The 17058-nt window shown below is 61.5% G+C and carries 14 protein-coding genes; 7 read left to right on the top strand and 7 right to left on the bottom strand.

Going from position 1 to position 17058, the window contains the following annotated elements:
• Positions 1-36: 36 nt before the first annotated feature.
• The 3 genes from Q0072_RS08420 (at position 37) to Q0072_RS08410 (ending at position 7302) form a co-directional block, all read left to right on the top strand.
• On the top strand, positions 37-2826 hold the full coding sequence (locus Q0072_RS08420) for an EAL domain-containing protein (RefSeq protein WP_298328428.1): 2790 nt from the start codon (positions 37-39) through the stop codon (positions 2824-2826).
• Between the two features lie 210 nt (positions 2827-3036).
• Positions 3037-6153, top strand: a complete 3117-nt coding sequence (locus Q0072_RS08415) for an efflux RND transporter permease subunit (RefSeq protein ID WP_298328425.1) — start codon at positions 3037-3039, stop codon at positions 6151-6153.
• 192 nt (positions 6154-6345) lie between these two features.
• Positions 6346-7302: an alpha/beta hydrolase gene (locus Q0072_RS08410; RefSeq protein WP_298328422.1), complete on the top strand. Its 957-nt coding sequence runs from the start codon at positions 6346-6348 to the stop codon at positions 7300-7302.
• Between the two features lie 69 nt (positions 7303-7371).
• Here Q0072_RS08410 and Q0072_RS08405 read toward each other — a convergent pair whose 3' ends face one another.
• Positions 7372-7881 (bottom strand): phosphoribosyltransferase, encoded by a 510-nt coding sequence (locus Q0072_RS08405; RefSeq protein WP_013480719.1) that lies wholly within the window; start codon positions 7879-7881, stop codon positions 7372-7374.
• Positions 7882-7897: 16 nt separating this feature from the next.
• On the bottom strand, positions 7898-8857 hold the full coding sequence (locus tag Q0072_RS08400; protein ID WP_298328415.1) for an MJ0042-type zinc finger domain-containing protein: 960 nt from the start codon (positions 8855-8857) through the stop codon (positions 7898-7900).
• A 98-nt stretch (positions 8858-8955) separates the two neighbouring features.
• Here Q0072_RS08400 and Q0072_RS08395 point away from each other — a divergent pair, with 98 nt between their 5' ends.
• Genes Q0072_RS08395 through Q0072_RS08380 form a run of 4 tightly spaced genes read left to right on the top strand, consistent with a single transcriptional unit; the run spans position 8956 to position 11952 of the window.
• Positions 8956-9717 (top strand): ATP-binding cassette domain-containing protein, encoded by a 762-nt coding sequence (locus Q0072_RS08395; protein ID WP_298328411.1) that lies wholly within the window; start codon positions 8956-8958, stop codon positions 9715-9717.
• On the top strand, positions 9714-10592 hold the full coding sequence (locus tag Q0072_RS08390) for an ABC transporter permease (protein ID WP_298328408.1): 879 nt from the start codon (positions 9714-9716) through the stop codon (positions 10590-10592). Before Q0072_RS08395 ends, Q0072_RS08390 begins: the two co-directional genes overlap by 4 nt.
• A complete protein-coding gene (locus Q0072_RS08385; protein ID WP_298328405.1) occupies positions 10592-11236 on the top strand; it encodes a YdcF family protein in 645 nt (214 codons plus the stop codon). The genes Q0072_RS08390 and Q0072_RS08385 overlap by 1 nt, the downstream gene beginning before the upstream one ends.
• Entirely contained in the window at positions 11233-11952 is a 720-nt protein-coding gene (locus Q0072_RS08380; protein WP_298328402.1) for a 1-acyl-sn-glycerol-3-phosphate acyltransferase, read from the top strand. The genes Q0072_RS08385 and Q0072_RS08380 overlap by 4 nt, the downstream gene beginning before the upstream one ends.
• 46 nt (positions 11953-11998) lie before the next feature.
• On the opposite strand, the gene Q0072_RS08375 is transcribed toward Q0072_RS08380, so the two are convergent.
• The 5 genes from Q0072_RS08375 to secA all read right to left on the bottom strand — a co-directional run bounded on the left by Q0072_RS08375 (position 11999) and on the right by secA (position 16959).
• Positions 11999-12187 carry a hypothetical protein gene (locus Q0072_RS08375; RefSeq protein WP_290797795.1) on the bottom strand — a complete coding sequence of 63 codons (189 nt, stop codon included), beginning with the start codon at positions 12185-12187 and terminating at the stop codon, positions 11999-12001.
• A 165-nt stretch (positions 12188-12352) separates the two neighbouring features.
• Entirely contained in the window at positions 12353-12490 is a 138-nt protein-coding gene (locus Q0072_RS08370) for a hypothetical protein (protein ID WP_298328397.1), read from the bottom strand.
• Positions 12487-13245 (bottom strand): hypothetical protein, encoded by a 759-nt coding sequence (locus tag Q0072_RS08365; protein ID WP_298328394.1) that lies wholly within the window; start codon positions 13243-13245, stop codon positions 12487-12489. Before Q0072_RS08365 ends, Q0072_RS08370 begins: the two co-directional genes overlap by 4 nt.
• 33 nt (positions 13246-13278) lie before the next feature.
• Entirely contained in the window at positions 13279-13968 is a 690-nt protein-coding gene (locus Q0072_RS08360) for a hypothetical protein (protein WP_298328391.1), read from the bottom strand.
• 150 nt (positions 13969-14118) lie between these two features.
• Positions 14119-16959, bottom strand: a complete 2841-nt coding sequence (gene secA / locus Q0072_RS08355) for a preprotein translocase subunit SecA (protein ID WP_298328388.1) — start codon at positions 16957-16959, stop codon at positions 14119-14121.
• Positions 16960-17058 lie beyond the last annotated feature (99 nt).

Below are 17058 nucleotides of genomic sequence, written 5' to 3'. Positions count from 1 at the left end.
AAGGTGCGCAAAAAGCACTGAGTGGGACGCTTGAACATGCTGAGAGTTATCGCGTGCTTACGGGATCAGCACGACTGGGCGCTGGTCGTGCTGGCGGCGCTGGTCTGCGTTTCGGCCTCTTTTACAGCACTCAGACTGGCCCGTCGCGCCCGCGAGACCGAGGGGGCTGAACGCTGGCGCTGGGTCGCTATGGCAGGGCTGGCCGCCGGCTTCGGTATCTGGGCGACGCACTTCATCGCCATGCTGGCCTATAGCGCCGGCGTGGCCACCGGCTATGACCTGTTCAAGACTTTCCTGTCCTTGCTGATCGCCGTGACGCTAACCGGCTCCGGCATCGCGCTGGCTATCACGGAAACCAAAGCGTTTTGGCGCGGCGTTGGTGGGGCCTTGCTGGGTGTGGGTGTGGCAGGGATGCACTATACGGGCATGTCGGCCGTCATGGCCCCTGCGCACATTGGGTGGCATACAGAACTGGTCGCGGCCTCGGTTCTGCTGGGCATGGTTTTCGAAGCCGCTGCCCTGTGGCTGGCGACCAGTCGCTATCGTTATGCCCTCGGCGGCGCGACGGCGCTGATGGTGCTGGGGATTGTGGCGCACCACTTCATCGGCATGGGGGCGGTGGATGTCACGCCCGATCCTCGTATTGCGACGGGCGGCCTGATGCTCAATCCGGGCAGCATGTCGATCACGGTGGCCGTGGTAGCCATCGCCGTGATGGGCCTGTGCATCATGAGCCTTAGGCAGCGCCAGAAGTTCGAAGCCGCCGTCGCCGCCAATGAGCGCCATATGCGCATCCTGATCGACTCGGTGCGCGACTATGCCATCTACATGCTCGATCCGCAGGGGCGGGTCAGCAACTGGAATGCCGGGGCGCAGCGTTTCAAGGGCTATGACGCGTCCGAGATTGTAGGCCAATCCTTTGCCACCTTCTTCCCCGAAGCCGACCGCGAGGCCGGCCGACCGCAGGCCATATTGCAGGCCGCGCTGGCACAGGGGCGTTATGAAGAGGAGGGCGAACGGGTCCGCAAAGATGGCACGACCTTCCTGGCGCACGTCATCCTGACCCCCATGTATGAGAGCGACGGTACGCTGATCGGCTTTGCCAAGGTGACGCGCGATATTACGCAGCGCCGGGCGGATCGCGAAATACTGAAGCGGACCACGCACAATTTCGACACCGCTTTGCGCCACATGTCACAGGGGCTCAGCCTCTACGACGCCGATCATCGGCTCGTTTTTGCCAATCCGCGTGTGCTGAGCATGTTTGGCAATGATCCCGACATGGCGCGTCCGGGCACGCCTTTCCGCGAGGTGCTGGGCAATATTCTGCGCCGCGCCGGGGCGACGGAAGCGCAGATCGAGGCGCGCTATCGCCTGCACATGGACCTGATTGCCCAGCCGGAAGGCGGGACGCTGATTTCAGAATCGGCCAATGGCACCGTGCTGTCGGTGACGTACCGGCCCTTGCCTGAAGGCGGCTGGGTGACAACGATCGATGACATAACGGCACGCCGCCGCGACGAGGACCGTATTGCGCACATGGCGCGCCACGACGGCCTGACGGGCCTGCCCAACCGTGAGCATTTCAATCAGCACACCGACCGCGAACTGGAACGCGCCGCACGCACTGGTCACAAGGTGGCGGCGGTGGCCATCGACCTTGACCGCTTCAAGGAAATCAATGATGTGCGTGGCCATGCGGCGGGGGATCAGGTGCTGAAAATCATCGCGGAGCGTCTGCAACGTCTGTGTGGTGACACCGAGTTTGTGGCACGTATCGGCGGCGACGAGTTTGCCTGCGTCAAGACATTTGCGGAAGCGCGCGAACTCAGCGACTTTGTCAGCCGTCTGGACGCGGCCCTGCACGACCCTATCGACCTCGACGGATTTGAAGTCAGCCCCGGCGGTTCGATGGGCGTGGCCGTCTATCCCGATGATGCCGACGGGCGTGAGCCTTTGATGAACAATGCCGATCTGGCGCTGTATCGCGCCAAGGCGCAGCCGCGCCTCAATGGCCATGAGGCGGTCTGTTACTACGAAGCGCGCATGGATGAGGCCGCCCGCGACCGTCGCGCGCTCGCCAAGGACCTGTGGCAGGCCATCGCTCGTGACGAACTGCGCGTCCATTATCAGGTGCAGCGGTCTGTTACGTCGCAGGCCATTACCGGCTATGAGGCCCTGCTGCGCTGGCAGCATCCGCAGCGCGGTTTTGTTAGTCCGGCCGACTTTATCCCCGTCGCCGAAGAATGCGGGGCTATCCTCGACATCGGCGAGTGGGTGTTACGCACGGCCTGCGCTGAGGCCGCCACCTGGACCAATGGGGCCAAGGTGGCCGTCAACCTGTCGCCCGTGCAACTGACGCACCCCGATCTGGTCGGTATGGTGCAGTCCATCCTGATTGAAACCGGCCTGTCGCCGCGCCGTCTGGAGCTGGAAATCACCGAATCGACCATTATCGGCGATAAGGCGCGTGCCCTGCATATCCTGCGTCAGATCAAGGGCTTCGGCGTGACCATCGCCATTGACGACTTTGGTACGGGCTATTCGTCGCTCGATACGCTCAACGCCTTCCCCTTCGACAAGATCAAGATTGACCGCTCCTTCCTGATGGAGGCGGAACAGAGCCCGCAGGCCCGCGCCATCATCCGCGCCATTCTGGCGCTGGGGCGCAGCCTTGAGGTGCCGGTGCTGGCCGAAGGGGTGGAAACGGTGGCGCAGCTTGAACTGCTGCGTAGCGAAGGCTGTGATGAGGCGCAGGGCTATTATTTCGGCCGCCCGGCGGCGCAGGTACTCGATGAAACCGCTCCGGCGCGCCTGACGGCGTGATCTATAAAATTCTGATACCGAATGTTGAGACGGGCGACGGATTTGTAAGCGCCTACCGTAACAGATCGTGGTGCACATCCTGTTCTGGCCGCAAGCGCGCCTTAACCTAGACGCTTGCGGCTTCTTTTTTACGAGCCGATGAAGGCTTGTCACAGGGACGAATGTGGGCCAAGACACCTCACCGCTGACGTCGCCTGACCAAGGGTTTTCATGCTGTCCCGTTTCTTTATCGACCGTCCCATCTTTGCCTGGGTGGTGGCCATTGTCATCATGCTGGCCGGTCTGCTTTCGATCCGTACCCTGCCGGTTGAACAGTATCCGGACATCGCCTTGCCGCAGGTGCGCATCAACGCCTCCTACCCGGGAGCGTCGGCTAAAACGGTCGAGGATTCGGTGACGCAGATCATCGAACAGGGGATGACCGGGCTCGATCGCCTGAAATACATCACGGCCTCGTCCTCGGACAGCGGCTCGGCCAATGTCACGCTTGTGTTTGAGGCCGGCACCAATATCGACACGGCTCAGGTGCAGGTACAAAATCAGGTGCAGGCCGTTATCAACCGTCTGCCGCAGGACGTGCAGGCGCAGGGTGTGCGGGTCAATAAGGCCTCCAACAACATGCTGATGGTCATTTCATTGTATTCAACGGACGGATCGCTGACCAATGCCGACCTTGGTGACTATCTGGTATCCAATGTGCAGGACACGCTGGCCCGCGTGGACGGGGTGGGTGAAAGCAATGTGTTCGGCTCCGGCTATGCCATGCGGATCTGGCTCAATCCTGAAAAGCTGGTGGCCTTTAACCTGACGCCGGCCGATGTGGTGACGGCCGTTCGCGCCCAGAACGCTCAGGTCTCCGCCGGGCAACTGGCGGCGCAGCCGACCACAGACGATATCGCCCTTAATGCCACCATCACCTCTCAATCGCGGCTGACCACGGCGGATGAGTTCCAGAATATCATCGTCAAGAGCGATACGTCGGGCGCGACCGTCTATCTGCGCGACGTGGCCCGCGTCGAGTTGGGGCAGCAGAGCTACGACTCCATCAGCCGTATCAATGGCCAACCCGCCACCGGCATCGCCATCAGCCTCGCCACCGGGGCCAATGCGCTGAAAACCGCTGAGCTGGTCAAGGCCGAGATGGAGAAGCTGTCCAAAAGTTTCCCCAAGAACATCACCTACGCCATTCCCAATGACTCGACCGACTTCATCAAGCTGTCGATCAAAGAGGTGGTGAAGACCCTGATCGAGGCCATCGTGCTGGTCTTCATCGTCATGTATCTGTTCCTGCAAAACTGGCGCGCCACCATCATCCCGACCATCGCCGTGCCGGTGGTGCTTCTGGGGACGCTGGGGATTCTGGCGGCCTTCGGCTATTCGATCAACCTGCTGACCATGTTTGGTCTGGTGCTGGCCATCGGCCTGCTGGTCGATGACGCCATCGTCGTCGTCGAAAACGTCGAGCGCGTGATGCACGAAGAGGGGCTCGACCCCAAGGAAGCCACGCGCAAATCCATGGACGAGATTACCGGCGCCCTCATCGGCATTGGTCTGGTCCTGTCGGCAATGTTTGTGCCCATGGCCTTTTTTGGTGGAACGCAGGGCATTATCTATCGTCAGTTTTCCATCACCATCGTCTCGGCCATGGCCCTGTCGGTGCTGGTGGCCCTGATCCTGACGCCGCCACTGTGCGCCACCATCCTCAAGCCGGTTGATCCTCAGAAGCACGCCGAAAAGAAAGGCTTTTTTGGCTGGTTCAACAAAAGCTTCACCCGCGCCAGCCACGGCTATATGGGGGCCGTCGGTGGGATTATTGGCAAGCCGCTGCGCTATCTGGTCATCTATGGCGTGGTGCTGGTGGCCTGCGGCATGATGTTCCGCGTCCTGCCGACCTCCTTCCTGCCGGACGAGGATCAGGGCTTCATGCAAACCATCGTTCAGTTGCCCGTCGGCACGACGCGCAAGACGACCGATGAGGTGGTGGCCAGGGTCGAAGCCTATCTGCAAAAAGACCCGACGGCGCGCTACGTCTTTGCGCGCGTCGGCTCTAACGGTCAGAATCAAGGGCAGGTCAATATCCGCATGAAGCCGTTTGAAGAGCGCAAGGGCAGCGATCTGCGCGTGCCGGCGGTGATCGAACGCGCGCGCAAGGAATTTGCCAAGCCCGAATACCGCAATGCCCGCATCATCCCCACCCAGCCGCCGGTGGTGCGTTCTCTGGGCGACGCGTCGGGCTTCTCGTTTGTCATCAAGGATGTCGGTGGGGTCGGGCCTGAGGCGCTGCTGGCGGCGCGCAACGACTTCATCCGCCGCGCCGAAAAAGACCCGCGACTGGGCTCGGTGCGCTCAGGCGGGCAGGACTACACGCCGCAGCTCAAGATCGACATCAACAAGACGGCAGCCGGCGCCATGGGCGTCAGCGTGTCGGACATCAATGCCATGCTGGCCGCCGCCTGGGGTGGGTCTTACGTCAATGACTTTATTGATCGCGGTCGCGTCAAGCGCGTCTATGTGCAGGCCGATACACCCTATCGCATGCGCCCGGAGGACCTGAACCGCTGGTATGTGCGCAACAAGGACGGGGCCATGGTGCCGTTCCCGGCCTTCGGCTCGACCCGCTGGCAGGCGGGGGCCCCGACGCTGGAACGCTATAATGGGTCGCCTTCCACGGGTGTGCAGGGCGCAGCGGCCGACGGCGTGTCGTCGGGCGATGCCATGGCCGCGGTCGAAGATCTGGCCACCGGCCTGCCGCAGGGCACGGCGATTGAATGGACCGGCCTGTCGTTGCAGGAACGTGAGTCCGGCGCACAGGCCCCGGCGCTGTACGCCCTGTCGGTGCTGGTCGTCTTCCTGTTGCTGGCGGCTCTCTACGAAAGCTGGACCATTCCGTTTTCGGTCATTCTGGTCCTGCCTCTGGCGGTTCTGGGGGCGCTGGTGGCGACGTGGGGACGCGGGCTCGACAACGACATCTTCTTTCAGGTCGGGCTACTCACCACCATCGGCCTGTCGTGCAAGAATGCTATCCTGATCGTCGAATACGCCCGCACGCTTCAGGAACGCGGCATGGGCCTGATCGACGCCACGCTGGAAGCGTCGCGCATCCGTCTGCGGCCCATTCTGATGACCTCGTTCGCCTTCACCTTCGGCGTCCTGCCTCTGGCTCTGGCCAATGGAGCCGGGTCGGGGGCGCAGCACGCCATCGGCACCGGTTTGATCGGCGGGGTGCTGTCGGCGACCCTGCTGGCCATCTTCTATATCCCGCTGTTCTTCGTGCTGGTGCAGAAGATTTTTAACCGCAAATACCGTAACGAAGTCAAAGAGGTTTAAGCCTCTTCTGTCTTCTGTCCGACGCCCCTTCCGTAACGCGGCAGGGGTGTTCGTGCGTGGGATGAAAAAAACGGTGGCGAGGTTTTATCCGTCATGTTAGCGTTATCACAACCATAAACGGCAAAGCCGTACCCGACCGAAACCCCGCCGCAGAGCGGGAAACGCAAATGCACAGTGAGAGGAAATCAAACCATGACCTTAACCGGTTCTTTCCGGCAGGCGACACGCGGCCTGTCTGTAACCCTGACCATGGCGCTTCTAGCCGTGGCCAGCACGGCCCTCCCGGCCTTCGCCCAGAATGACAAGATGGTGCCGATTGCCACACCGGCGCAGCCCGATGCCATCGTGCTGAATACCGGCCCGCTGCCGGGGGCTACGGCCCCTGAGTCCTGGCATAGCCAGTACGGCAGCGTCTTTGCCCGTAACGTGAGCGTCGCCACCCTGACCCCTTTCCTGCCGTCGCCTGAAAAGGCCACGGGAGCTGCCGTGATCGTCGCCCCGGGTGGCGGGTTCCGTACCCTGTCCATGCAGAACGAGGGCTGGGACGTCGCCAAGGCGCTGGCTGATCGCGGCGTGGCGGCCTTCGTGCTGAAGTATCGCCTCAACCCGACCCCCGCCGACATGGCCGGCTTCGAAGCCTCGATGCGGGAGATGTTCGCCGGCGCGGCGCGCCCGCGTCCGGCACCGGGTGAAGACCCGATGACCCGCATCGCCCCTCAGATCGCCGACGCCCGCGCCGCCTTCGCGCTGGTGCGCTCGCGCTCAAAAGAGTGGCATATCGATTCTGACCGTATCGGCATGGTGGGCTTCTCGGCAGGCGCCATGCTGACCCTGTCCACCGCTCTGGCCGGGGGGGACGCCAAGCCGGCCTTTATCGGTGACATCTATGGCCCGCTGTCGGCAGTCACCGTGCCCGCCGATGCGCCGCCTCTGTTTATCGCTTTGGCAGCGGATGACCCGCTGTTCGCGCACGGCGATTTCGGTCTGGTGCAGAGCTGGCAGGCGGCTAAGCGCCCGGTTGAGTTCCACTACTATGAACAGGGCGGCCACGGCTTTGGCATGTACCCAAAGGAAACCACCAGCACCGGCTGGTTCGACGCCTTTGTACGCTGGATGACCATGCACGGCTATCTCAGCAAGCGTAAGTAGTGCATGAAAAACAAAAAGGCTACCCAGCGGAAACCGGGTAGCCTTTTTGTTATGGGTTTCGTTGCGCGCTCAGTCCAGCGCGCCGATAAACGGCAGGCCGCGCAGACGTCCGCCGTCGTCGAGGCCATAGCCGACCAGATAACGCTTGGGCGCTTCCCAGCCGACATAATCGGCTTCAATCTGACGCGTGACGGGCTTCGACGCCATGACGGCGGTCAGCACCTCGGTGGCTCCGGCGCGCAGCAGGTGGTCGCGGGCGAATTTCAGCGACGCGCCCGTATCCAGCACATCGTCCATGATCAACACCTGCTTGCCCTTGACCGGGCGTTGCAGGTCGGCACGCAGGATCATCTCACCGCTCTGACGGCCATCGCCATAGGAGGACAGCCACATCGAATCAAAGCCGATACCGAGGCCGTGACGGGCCAGCGCACGCGTCAGATCGGCAGCGAACCAGATGCCGCCGGTCAGCAGGCAGACACCCACCGTGTCTTCGGTCAGCCGCGGGGCCATCTCCCTGGCCATAGCGTCGATGCGCGCGGCGATATCCGCCTCGCTCAGGAGAATGTCGTAGGTCATGTAAACTCAGTAAAATCTAGTGATGAGCTTCGGCAGAGGGCGCAGCAGGGGCGGGCCGCAGCTCGGCTGGCTTTTCCGTAGCATGGTCGGCGGCGGTTGTCGCGTCTCCATGCGCGTTTTCCGCAGCCGTCGGCGCGTGTCCGGCATCGGCAGCGGGGGCTGCCCCATGGTCCGGTGCCGCGTGAGCGTCTTCCGTCGCCGGTGGTGTCCCGTGGCCGCCATCCCCGTGCGCCTCTTCGCCGTGCCCGCCACCCGTGCCGTTCATCAGGGACGGACGCACCCGCGACAGGTCCTTGGCCGCCTGCAGGTCAAAGCCCAGCCTGATATTCTTGACGCGGTTGGAGGGGTCGGGAATGTCAAAGGTCAGGACGCGGGTTTCGTTGGCCTCCAGCGTCAGACCCAGCGGGGGGATCAGCGTAGTGTCGAGCGGATTCGACTCCTTGTCCATCAGATCGACACGCACCGGCGGCACCGGATTGGCTTCATCGCGGATATTCTTGACCTTCAGCGTCACCGTGGCAACAAAACGGCCCCCGCGCAGGGTGTTTTCCAGCTTAGACTCCAGCACTTCGAGGCCGGCAGCATTCACCGGAACGCCCACGGCCGCGTAGGCCCCGCCCAGACGCGGAAAGGCGCGCACCAGATCGACGCGCAGCAGGAAGGCGGTGCCCAGCATGGCAACAAAGGTGGCCGCCAGCGCGCCCCAGATGATGCCCTGCGCCATCAGCGCCTTATGCCGCTTCTGGCTTTCGATCATGTCGCGGTACAGCGACGGAATCTTCTTCGCCTTGACTTCCTTCAACCCGGTGGCAGGCTTTTCCACGGCCTTTTCGAGCGGCAGTTCGATCGGTTCTTCGGGCTTTTCCGCGTGCCAGGTGGTCTTGCACGCGGCGCAGCGCACAGTGCGACCCTGAGGCCCCAGTTGGGCCTCATCAATCGCGTAACTGAGCGCGCATTTGGGACAGGTCAGAAGCATCCGGACGAATCACTACATAAGGCCCGTTAACCAAACGGGTGCTTAACCTTTTTGGCCGAAAAGCATTAACAAGACCTCAAAACGCGAGTCTGAAACCTGTGGTAACAGCCTACGAACACGACGATCTTTTTGAGCCGGATCACAGCCAGGTGGTTGTGTTCCGCGACGTCGGGCTGGGCTATGAAGGGGCCGGGCATACCGGACATGACCCTGAGCACTACATACTGAAAGATTTGAACTTTTCACTGCCCGCCGGGTCGTTTCATTTTCTGACCGGACCGTCGGGGGCGGGCAAGACCTCGCTTTTGCGGCTGATCTATCAGGCGCAAAAGCCGTCCGTGGGCGAAATCACCCTGTTTGGCGAACCTCTTAATCCGGCTGACCGCAAGCAGACCGCCGATATGCGCCGGCGTATCGGCATCGTCTTTCAGGATTTCCGCCTGCTGGAGCACCTTGATGTGTTCGACAATGCCGCCTTGCCGTTGTTTGTGCGCGGGGAAGACCCGAAGCGATTCGAGGCCGATGTCATTGAGCTTCTGAGCTGGGTGGGGCTGAAAAATCGCCTGCACGCCATGCCGGATGTGCTGTCGGGCGGCGAAAAGCAGCGGCTGGCCATTGCGCGGGCCGTGATTAACCGGCCCACCCTGATTCTAGCCGATGAACCGACCGGCAATATCGACCACGCCATGGGTCTGCGCATCATGCGGCTGTTTATCGAGCTGAACCGCCTGGGGGCCACCGTGCTGATCGCCACCCATGACGAAGCGCTGATCCGCGCCTCCGGTATGCCGGTTCTGGAACTGCGCGAGGGGCGGGTGGTGCGTCGCGATCTCACTCAGACGGTAGGGGGGGCGCTATGACCGCCGGGAAACGCCTGCGCCGCCGCGATCTGTTGCCTGAGCAGGACACACGCGAAGTGTCGCTGCACTATGTGATCGCCGTCCTGTTCTTTCTGGCGGCCCTGTCAGCCCTGATTGCGCTGGCCTCGAATCGCGCGGCATCCGGCTGGTCGCGCGAAATCCGCGCCGAAGTGACGGTGCAGGTGCGCCCGACAGGCCTCGAAAGTGGCTCGGTCGCCGCCGCCCGCGCTGCCGAGGTGCTGGCCGGAGTGCCGGGTGTCAAGGAGGCCGCCGCCATCGAACCGGAGCGCGCCAAGGCGCTGATCAAGCCGTGGCTCGGCGACGCCGTGCTTGAGGACCTGCCCCTGCCCAATCTGGTAGAGGTGCGGCTGGATGAGGCCAAACCGGCCAAGTCGGCGGCTCTGTCGGAGGCGTTGTCCGAGAAGGAAATCGACGCCACCATCGATGATCATTCGACCTGGCTTCAGGATATTGAGACGTCTGCGCTGATTATCCGTCTGATTTCGCTGGGTATATTTTTGCTGATTGCCTCCGCAGCGGCGGCGGTGGTGGGCTTTGCCACGCGCGCGGGTTTGATGGCGCGTGCCAATATCGTGGAGGTCCTGAGCCTGTGCGGTGCGACGGACGCGTTTATCGCGGGTCGCTTTCAGTTTCGCTTTGCGCGCATGGCCGCGATCTCCGGCCTCTTGGGTGCGGTAGCGGCGGGGCTGGTCATGGTGGTGATCAAGCTGACCGGTTCGTCACAAAGTCTGTTGCTAGCACTGCCTTTCTCGTGGCTTGACCTGCTGGTTTTGTTGCCCTGTCCGTTGCTCGCCGCCTTGATTGCGGCGGGAACCGCGCGTATCGTGACCCTGAAGATGCTGGGGAAAAGCTGATGCGCCGCCTTGTGGCCGTGGTTTTGGTGGTTGGACTGTGGTTGGCCGGGCTTTACGCCTTCGCCGATCGCGTGATCCATTCGACTCCGGCCGCCGAACCGGAAGAGGCCGCTGACGCCATCGTCGTGCTGACCGGCGCGTCGGACATGCGGATCAAGGAGGGTATGCGCTTGCTGGAGCGACGCAAGGGCGCGCGCATGCTGATTTCCGGCGTCAACCGCGAAGTGAAGCGCGAAGAATTGCTGCCCGTCACCGAGGGCTCCAAAAAGCTCTATGAATGCTGCGTCGATCTGGGGTACGAGGCGCAGACCACGCTTGGCAACGCCTACGAGGTGGCTGAGTGGGCTAAGGCCAAGGGGTTTGACGACCTGATCGTCGTGACCTCGGACTATCACATGCCGCGCAGTCTGCTGGAGATCAAGGCGGCCTTGCCGGGGGTCAAGTTACACGCCTATCCGGTGGCCACCCCGACGCTCGATGCGCGCGAGTGGTGGAAATCGTGGCGCAGTTCGCGCGTGCTGATTGTGGAATACAGCAAGTATCTGGCTATATTGGCGCGTGATATTTTTTCCAGCCTGACCAGTTCGGGCAAAAAGGATGAGACTGCGGCCGGTGAGGCTGCGGCGGAAGGTTCGGCCTCTTGAATTTCCTGCGTTCGGTTGTTTTCGTCGTCTGGCTTTATGGTCTGGTCGTCATCGTCGGCCTGTTGGGCACGCCCTTCATGCTGCTGTCGCGGCGTTGGGGGATGCAGACGGTTAAGCTGTGGGCGCATCTGGTCCTGTTTGGCCTGCGGTATATCTGTGGTGTCAAGGTTGAGTTCCGCGGGTTGGAACACCGGCCTAAGGGCGCGGCCCTGATCGCGGGCAAGCACCTCAGCATGCTCGATACCATTGCGCCGTTTGTCATTCTGGACGACCCCTGCTTTGTGCTGAAGAAGGAACTGACCTACCTGCCGTTTTTCGGCTGGTATATCTGGCGCACGCGCATGATCCCCATACGCCGCAAGGATGCCTCCAAGGCCCTGCGTGCCATGGTTATCGATGCACGTGACCGGCTGGAAAACGCGCGTCAGATCCTGATCTTTGCCGAAGGGACGCGCTCAGAGGTGGGGCAGGACCCGGAATACAAACCGGGCGTCGCCGCACTTTATCGTGACCTTGAATTTCCTTGCCATCTGCTGGCCACCAATTCCGGTCAGTGCTGGCCGGCGCACGGCATTATCCGCAAACCCGGCACGGTGGTGTTCGAATTCTTGCCGCCCGTTCCGGCAGGGCTGAAGCGCGGTGAATTCATGAGCGAAATCAAGACGCGCATCGAAGGCGCGTCCAATGCGCTTATTGCCGAAAACCGCAAGGCCTAAGTTGAATAGAGCCGGAGCGCGCTCCGGCCCTGTAACAATAGGTCGCCTATTTGCACTTCTTCTTGCAGTCCAGCCACGCGGCGCGGCACTTTTCCTCAGACGTTCCGGCCTTCTGGCAGGCCTGATAGGTGTCATTGCATTTTTTGCGGCAATCGGCGCTTTGCGCATAGCCCGTACCGGCCAGCAAGGCTGACAGTGTGATCGCGGCGACCGCGATCTTACCCAGGTGTTTCATTGGACGCCTCCCTTGGCGATTTTTCCCAATTTTCACGTGCCTTAACCCGGTATCGGGCGGCACTTTTTAGCCCTGACCGACTATGGGGTTCGGCCATGGGTTAATACTGTATCCCAAATTCAGGATTCGCCAAGAGGGAGAATAACATCGGTATCGACGTACCGATCAATAGGCCGCCAGAAGGGTGGGCCCCGTCGTCAGTGCGGCTGGCTTGTTTTGCGGTAACAGAAGGCAGGCGGGGGCCGCCGCCAGCACCAGCAGGCCCAGAGTCAGAAACAGCGCCTTGAGGACCGAAGACCTCATGGTTTTTCAAATTCCTGAACGATTTTAAGCGCCGAAATCTGCATGACCAGCGTGGCGTTCTTGTCCAGTTCACCCGTGTCGTCGATACGCATCTGGGTCAGCTTGCGCTGAGCGTCGCTGTCGTTGATGCGGGTCAGATACAGAAGCTCTTCCTTGCTGAGGTTCTGTGCATGTCCGCGTGCCGTCAGGGTGAGGATCTTGTCGCCCAGTTCGGTCGAAACGGTCGCCACAATCGTCGCCAGACGATAGCGGTCGCTTTCATTCAGGCTGTTGAAATCTATGTACTTACCCACTTCGCCAATGATCAGGCGCATGTGCACTTCGCTGACGAAGTGGCGGATAATGGCCTCGGTGCCGTCCACTTCCAGCAACTGATGCGCCAGTTCGACGCGCTCGGCAAAATCACCGGTGGGTTTGGCCGGACCGACAGGGCCAACGTCCTGCGCCGCTGCCGTCACCACCGGAGCCGGGGTTTCGATCATATCGACCGAAGGCGCGATTTCACCGGCGGGCTGCGCCACAGGGGACGGATTGATTTTGGCCACAGTCTGGGCCGGAATAGGCGCCTGCACCGGTGCGGCTGACGCGCTCTGCGGTGCCGTCGCGGTGACCGGCGGATTCATCCGCTTTTGCTCCGGCTTCGGCATGACGGCAATGCGCGCGCCGGGTTCACGTTCCGGTTCCCGCGCCTGCGCCCCTATGGCCCCCATCAGCCCCAGCAGGCACGCACCCGTCATCACGCGTTTCAAATACACCACTCAAACCCCCATCTCACAATGCGCTACCGGTCAGCCCGAAATGGCTTCCTTGAATGTCTTGATAATTTTGATCACCGCTTCGACCATGTAGCTCTGGATCTGCTGGGCATTGGCGTCGGGATTAGCAAACTTGCTGGCATTATACTTGGCCGCGACCGGGCCTGAATTGGCGCTTATGAGCGTCAGGATTTCTTCTTCGCTGAAATTGGCCGACTGGGCCGTGGCGATCTGGTCAATGATGCTGGCTTCGGCCTCTTTCAGTACGCGGTCAGCGATCTGATTGAACTTCAGCTCATCGGCGGCGCTGAGCGCCTGCGCCCCCTTGCGTTCCAGAATGACCAGACGCACCGCTGCCTTGGTATTGCCCATGATCAGGCGCACATTCTTGGTCGTGCCGTTGGTTTCCATCAACTGCTTGTACAGCGCGATGCGGCGGGATTTGCGTGCAGCGGCGGCCTTATCTTCGGGTGAAACGGTGGCGGCGGCGGTCCCCTCAAGGCGCGGAGCCATGCCGATCAGGGCCGGATCAAGCTCAATCTTCGGGGCCAGCGGCGCTTCGGGCGAAATGAATGAGCCTTGCAAGGACGGGGGAACGACCGGCTGGGCCGGTGTTTTGGCGATGGCCATCGTTTGCGCCTGCGCCGCAGGGCCAAGGGCCTCAAGGCTCAGAACGGTGCCGGCAATCAGCAACCCCGACGTCAGAACGCGTATGCACGACATTTTTATACCCCCAAGTGCCCGAAACCACTCAGGCCTTAAGCGACGTTAACCAATTCCTCACGGGGTGGCAACGGGGGAATCTTGGGGCGCGAAAAAGCAATCCCCCGGATGTGACATCCGGGGGATTATCGGCCGCTTTAAAAGATGGTCTTAGATCAACGCGCCGTGGCAATGCTTGAACTTCTTGCCTGAACCGCAGGGGCACAGGCCGTTGCGCGAGGTGCTTTCCCAGCCCGCGGGAAGGGCCGAGACGGGCAGGGCGGCGCGCTGTTCAGGCGTCAGGTCGTCGCTCAGTTGCGGCGCGCGTTCGTTTTCACCGGTCAGGGGGTTGAGGTGGATCTCCTCAAAACGCACCGGCTCCGGCTCCGGCTGACCCTGGAAGCGGATTTCGACGGTCATCAGCCAGCGCGTCACATTGTGGCGCAGATTGACCAGCAGCGTCTCGAACAGGGCGAAGGCCTCGGTCTTGTATTCGTTCAGCGGGTCGCGCTGACCGTAGCCGCGCAGACCGATGACCGCGCGCAGGTGATCGAGGTGCATCAGGTGCTCACGCCATTGCATGTCGATCATCTGAAGCAGGAAGTTCTTTTCCAGCGCCTTCATCTGATCCGGGCCCAGAAGCTGGAGGCGTTCCTCCATCTTTTGCGCCGCAATGGTCTGGATGCGCTCTTCGATTTCCTCGTTGGCGATGCCTTCTTCGGCGGCCCACTCTTCCAGCGGCAGGTCGAGGCCCAGCAGGCGCTCGCACTGTTCTTTCAGCCCGGCAATATCCCACTGCTCGGCATAGGCCTTGGGCGGCAGGTGACGGTCCACGAGGTCGCGGATCGTCTCTTCGCGCATTTCGGAGACGATTTCCGACAGGTCTTCGGTGTCCATGAACTCCTGACGCTGCTCGAAGACGGCCTTGCGCTGGTCATTGACCACGTCGTCGTATTTCAGCAGGTTCTTACGGATTTCATAGTTGCGTTGCTCGACGCGCTTCTGGGCGGTGGCGATGGCCGAGTTGAGCAGCTTGTGCGTGATGGCTTCGCCCTCTTCGACGCCCAGAGTCTTCATCATGGCGTTGAGGCGGTCACCGGCGAAGATGCGCATCAGGTCATCTTCGCACGACAGGTAGAATTTCGAGGTGCCGGGGTCGCCCTGACGGCCGGTACGACCGCGTAGCTGGTTGTCGATACGGCGGCTTTCGTGACGCTCGGTGCCGAGCACGAACAGGCCACCCGCAGCCAGCGATTTCAGCTTGAGGTCGGCGATCTGGGTTTCGACCTCAGCCTTCTTGGCCAGAAGCGCCTCGTTGGACACCTCCACACCGGCCTCAGCCTGCTCTTCGAGCCACTTTTGTACCCGCAGATCGACATTGCCGCCGAGCTGAATGTCGGTGCCGCGACCGGCCATGTTGGTGGCGATGGTCACCGCGCCGGGCACGCCCGCATCGGCGATGATATAGGCTTCGTTTTCGTGGTGGCGCGCGTTCAGCACATTGTGCGGAATGCCCTTGCCCGACCCGCGCACGATGTCGAAGGCGGCATCACCCAGCTTCGTCAGCTCCTTTTTGTCGAGCTTGGCGTATTCCGGTTTTACGGCCTTGGTTTCGACGTCGTAGGCATAGGTCTTGAGGAATTCCGACAGGGCGTCGGACTTTTCGATCGAGGCCGTACCGACGAGAATCGGCTGACCGCGCACATAGCAGTCGGCGACCTGATCGGCGATGGCCTTGAACTTTTCGCGCTCGGTGCGATAGACCTCATCGTCATAGTCGATGCGCTTGATGGGGCGGTGCGTCGGCACTTCGAGCACGTCCATCTTATAGATGTCGCCAAATTCCGCCGCTTCGGTTGCCGCCGTGCCGGTCATGCCCGACAGCTTCTGGTACATGCGGAAATAGTTCTGGATGGTCACCGAAGCCAGAGTTTGGTTTTCCGGCTGGATGGCCACGGCTTCCTTGGCTTCGATGGCCTGGTGCAGACCTTCGGACAGGCGGCGGCCCTGCATCATACGGCCGGTAAATTCGTCGATTAGGACGATTTCGCCGTCCTTGACGATATAGTCCTTATTGACCGTGTAGAGGGTGTTGGCGCGCAGGGCCTGATTGGCATGGTGGACCAGCGAGACGTTGGCGGCGTCGTAAAGCCCGGTCGTGTCTTCGGCCAGATGCCCGCCCGCCGTCAGCATTTCTTCGAGACGCTCAGAGCCCGCTTCCGACAGCAGGACCTGACGCTGCTTTTCGTCCAACTCAAAGGTTTCCGGGTCCTGAATCAGTTCCTTGATCAGCGCGTCCAGCACCTTATACAGTTCCGAACGGTCTTCGGTCGGGCCGGAGATAATCAGCGGGGTGCGCGCTTCGTCGATGAGGATTGAGTCCACTTCATCGACGATGGCGTAGTGGTGGCCACGCTGCACCATTTCCTCGCGGTTATAGACGAGGTTGTCGCGCAGATAGTCGAAGCCGAATTCGTTATTGGTGCCGTAGGTGACATCCGAGGCATAGGCCGCCTTGCGCGCGCCCGGCGACATACCGGATACGATGACGCCGGTCGAAAGACCCAGAAAGCGATAGACGCGGCCCATAAAGTCGGCGTCGCGCTTGGCCAGATAGTCGTTGACGGTGATCAGGTGCACGCCCTTGCCCGACAGCGCATTGAGGTAAACCGGCGCCGTGCCGACCAGTGTCTTGCCTTCGCCGGTACGCATTTCGGCGATGCCGCCCTGATGCAGGATCAGGCCGCCGGTGAGCTGAACATCGTAGTGACGCTGACCAATCGAGCGCCAGGCGGCTTCGCGCACCGTGGCAAAGGCCTCTTCGAGCAGCGAATCGAGCGATGCCCCGTTGGCAATGCGTTCGCGGAACAGGACGGTCTGATGCGCCAGCTCCTCATTGCTCATCGCCTTCATCCGGGGTTCCAGCGCATTGATGCGGGCAATACGCCCGCCCATCGACTTGACCTTGCGCTCATTAGCGGAGCCGAACAGAGATTTGGCGAAAGCCAGCATGAGATACCCGACGATTAGATTTCAGTATTTTGACCTGTCCGCCTTATTCGGACACACCCGTTTGGAGAATATCAAGGTGTCACGTGTATGGCGTAATAG

Source organism: Asticcacaulis sp., assembly GCF_027484505.1.
Classification (GTDB): domain Bacteria; phylum Pseudomonadota; class Alphaproteobacteria; order Caulobacterales; family Caulobacteraceae; genus Asticcacaulis.
This window is presented reverse-complemented; position numbering and strand designations above follow the sequence as displayed.

Excerpts from the sequence above, each read along its gene's own strand:
- Q0072_RS08390 (WP_298328408.1), top strand. The coding sequence starts at position 9,714 with ATGACCGCCGGGAAACGCCTGCGCCGCCGCGATCTGTTGCCTGAGCAG.
- Q0072_RS08385 (WP_298328405.1), top strand. The coding sequence starts at position 10,592 with ATGCGCCGCCTTGTGGCCGTGGTTTTGGTGGTTGGACTGTGGTTGGCC.
- secA (WP_298328388.1), bottom strand. The coding sequence starts at position 16,959 with ATGCTGGCTTTCGCCAAATCTCTGTTCGGCTCCGCTAATGAGCGCAAG.
- Q0072_RS08420 (WP_298328428.1), top strand. The coding sequence starts at position 37 with ATGCTGAGAGTTATCGCGTGCTTACGGGATCAGCACGACTGGGCGCTG.
- Q0072_RS08415 (WP_298328425.1), top strand. The coding sequence starts at position 3,037 with ATGCTGTCCCGTTTCTTTATCGACCGTCCCATCTTTGCCTGGGTGGTG.
- Q0072_RS08360 (WP_298328391.1), bottom strand. The coding sequence starts at position 13,968 with ATGTCGTGCATACGCGTTCTGACGTCGGGGTTGCTGATTGCCGGCACC.
- Q0072_RS08375 (WP_290797795.1), bottom strand. The coding sequence starts at position 12,187 with ATGAAACACCTGGGTAAGATCGCGGTCGCCGCGATCACACTGTCAGCC.
- Q0072_RS08370 (WP_298328397.1), bottom strand. The coding sequence starts at position 12,490 with ATGAGGTCTTCGGTCCTCAAGGCGCTGTTTCTGACTCTGGGCCTGCTG.
- Q0072_RS08410 (WP_298328422.1), top strand. The coding sequence starts at position 6,346 with ATGACCTTAACCGGTTCTTTCCGGCAGGCGACACGCGGCCTGTCTGTA.
- Q0072_RS08400 (WP_298328415.1), bottom strand. The coding sequence starts at position 8,857 with ATGCTTCTGACCTGTCCCAAATGCGCGCTCAGTTACGCGATTGATGAG.
- Q0072_RS08405 (WP_013480719.1), bottom strand. The coding sequence starts at position 7,881 with ATGACCTACGACATTCTCCTGAGCGAGGCGGATATCGCCGCGCGCATC.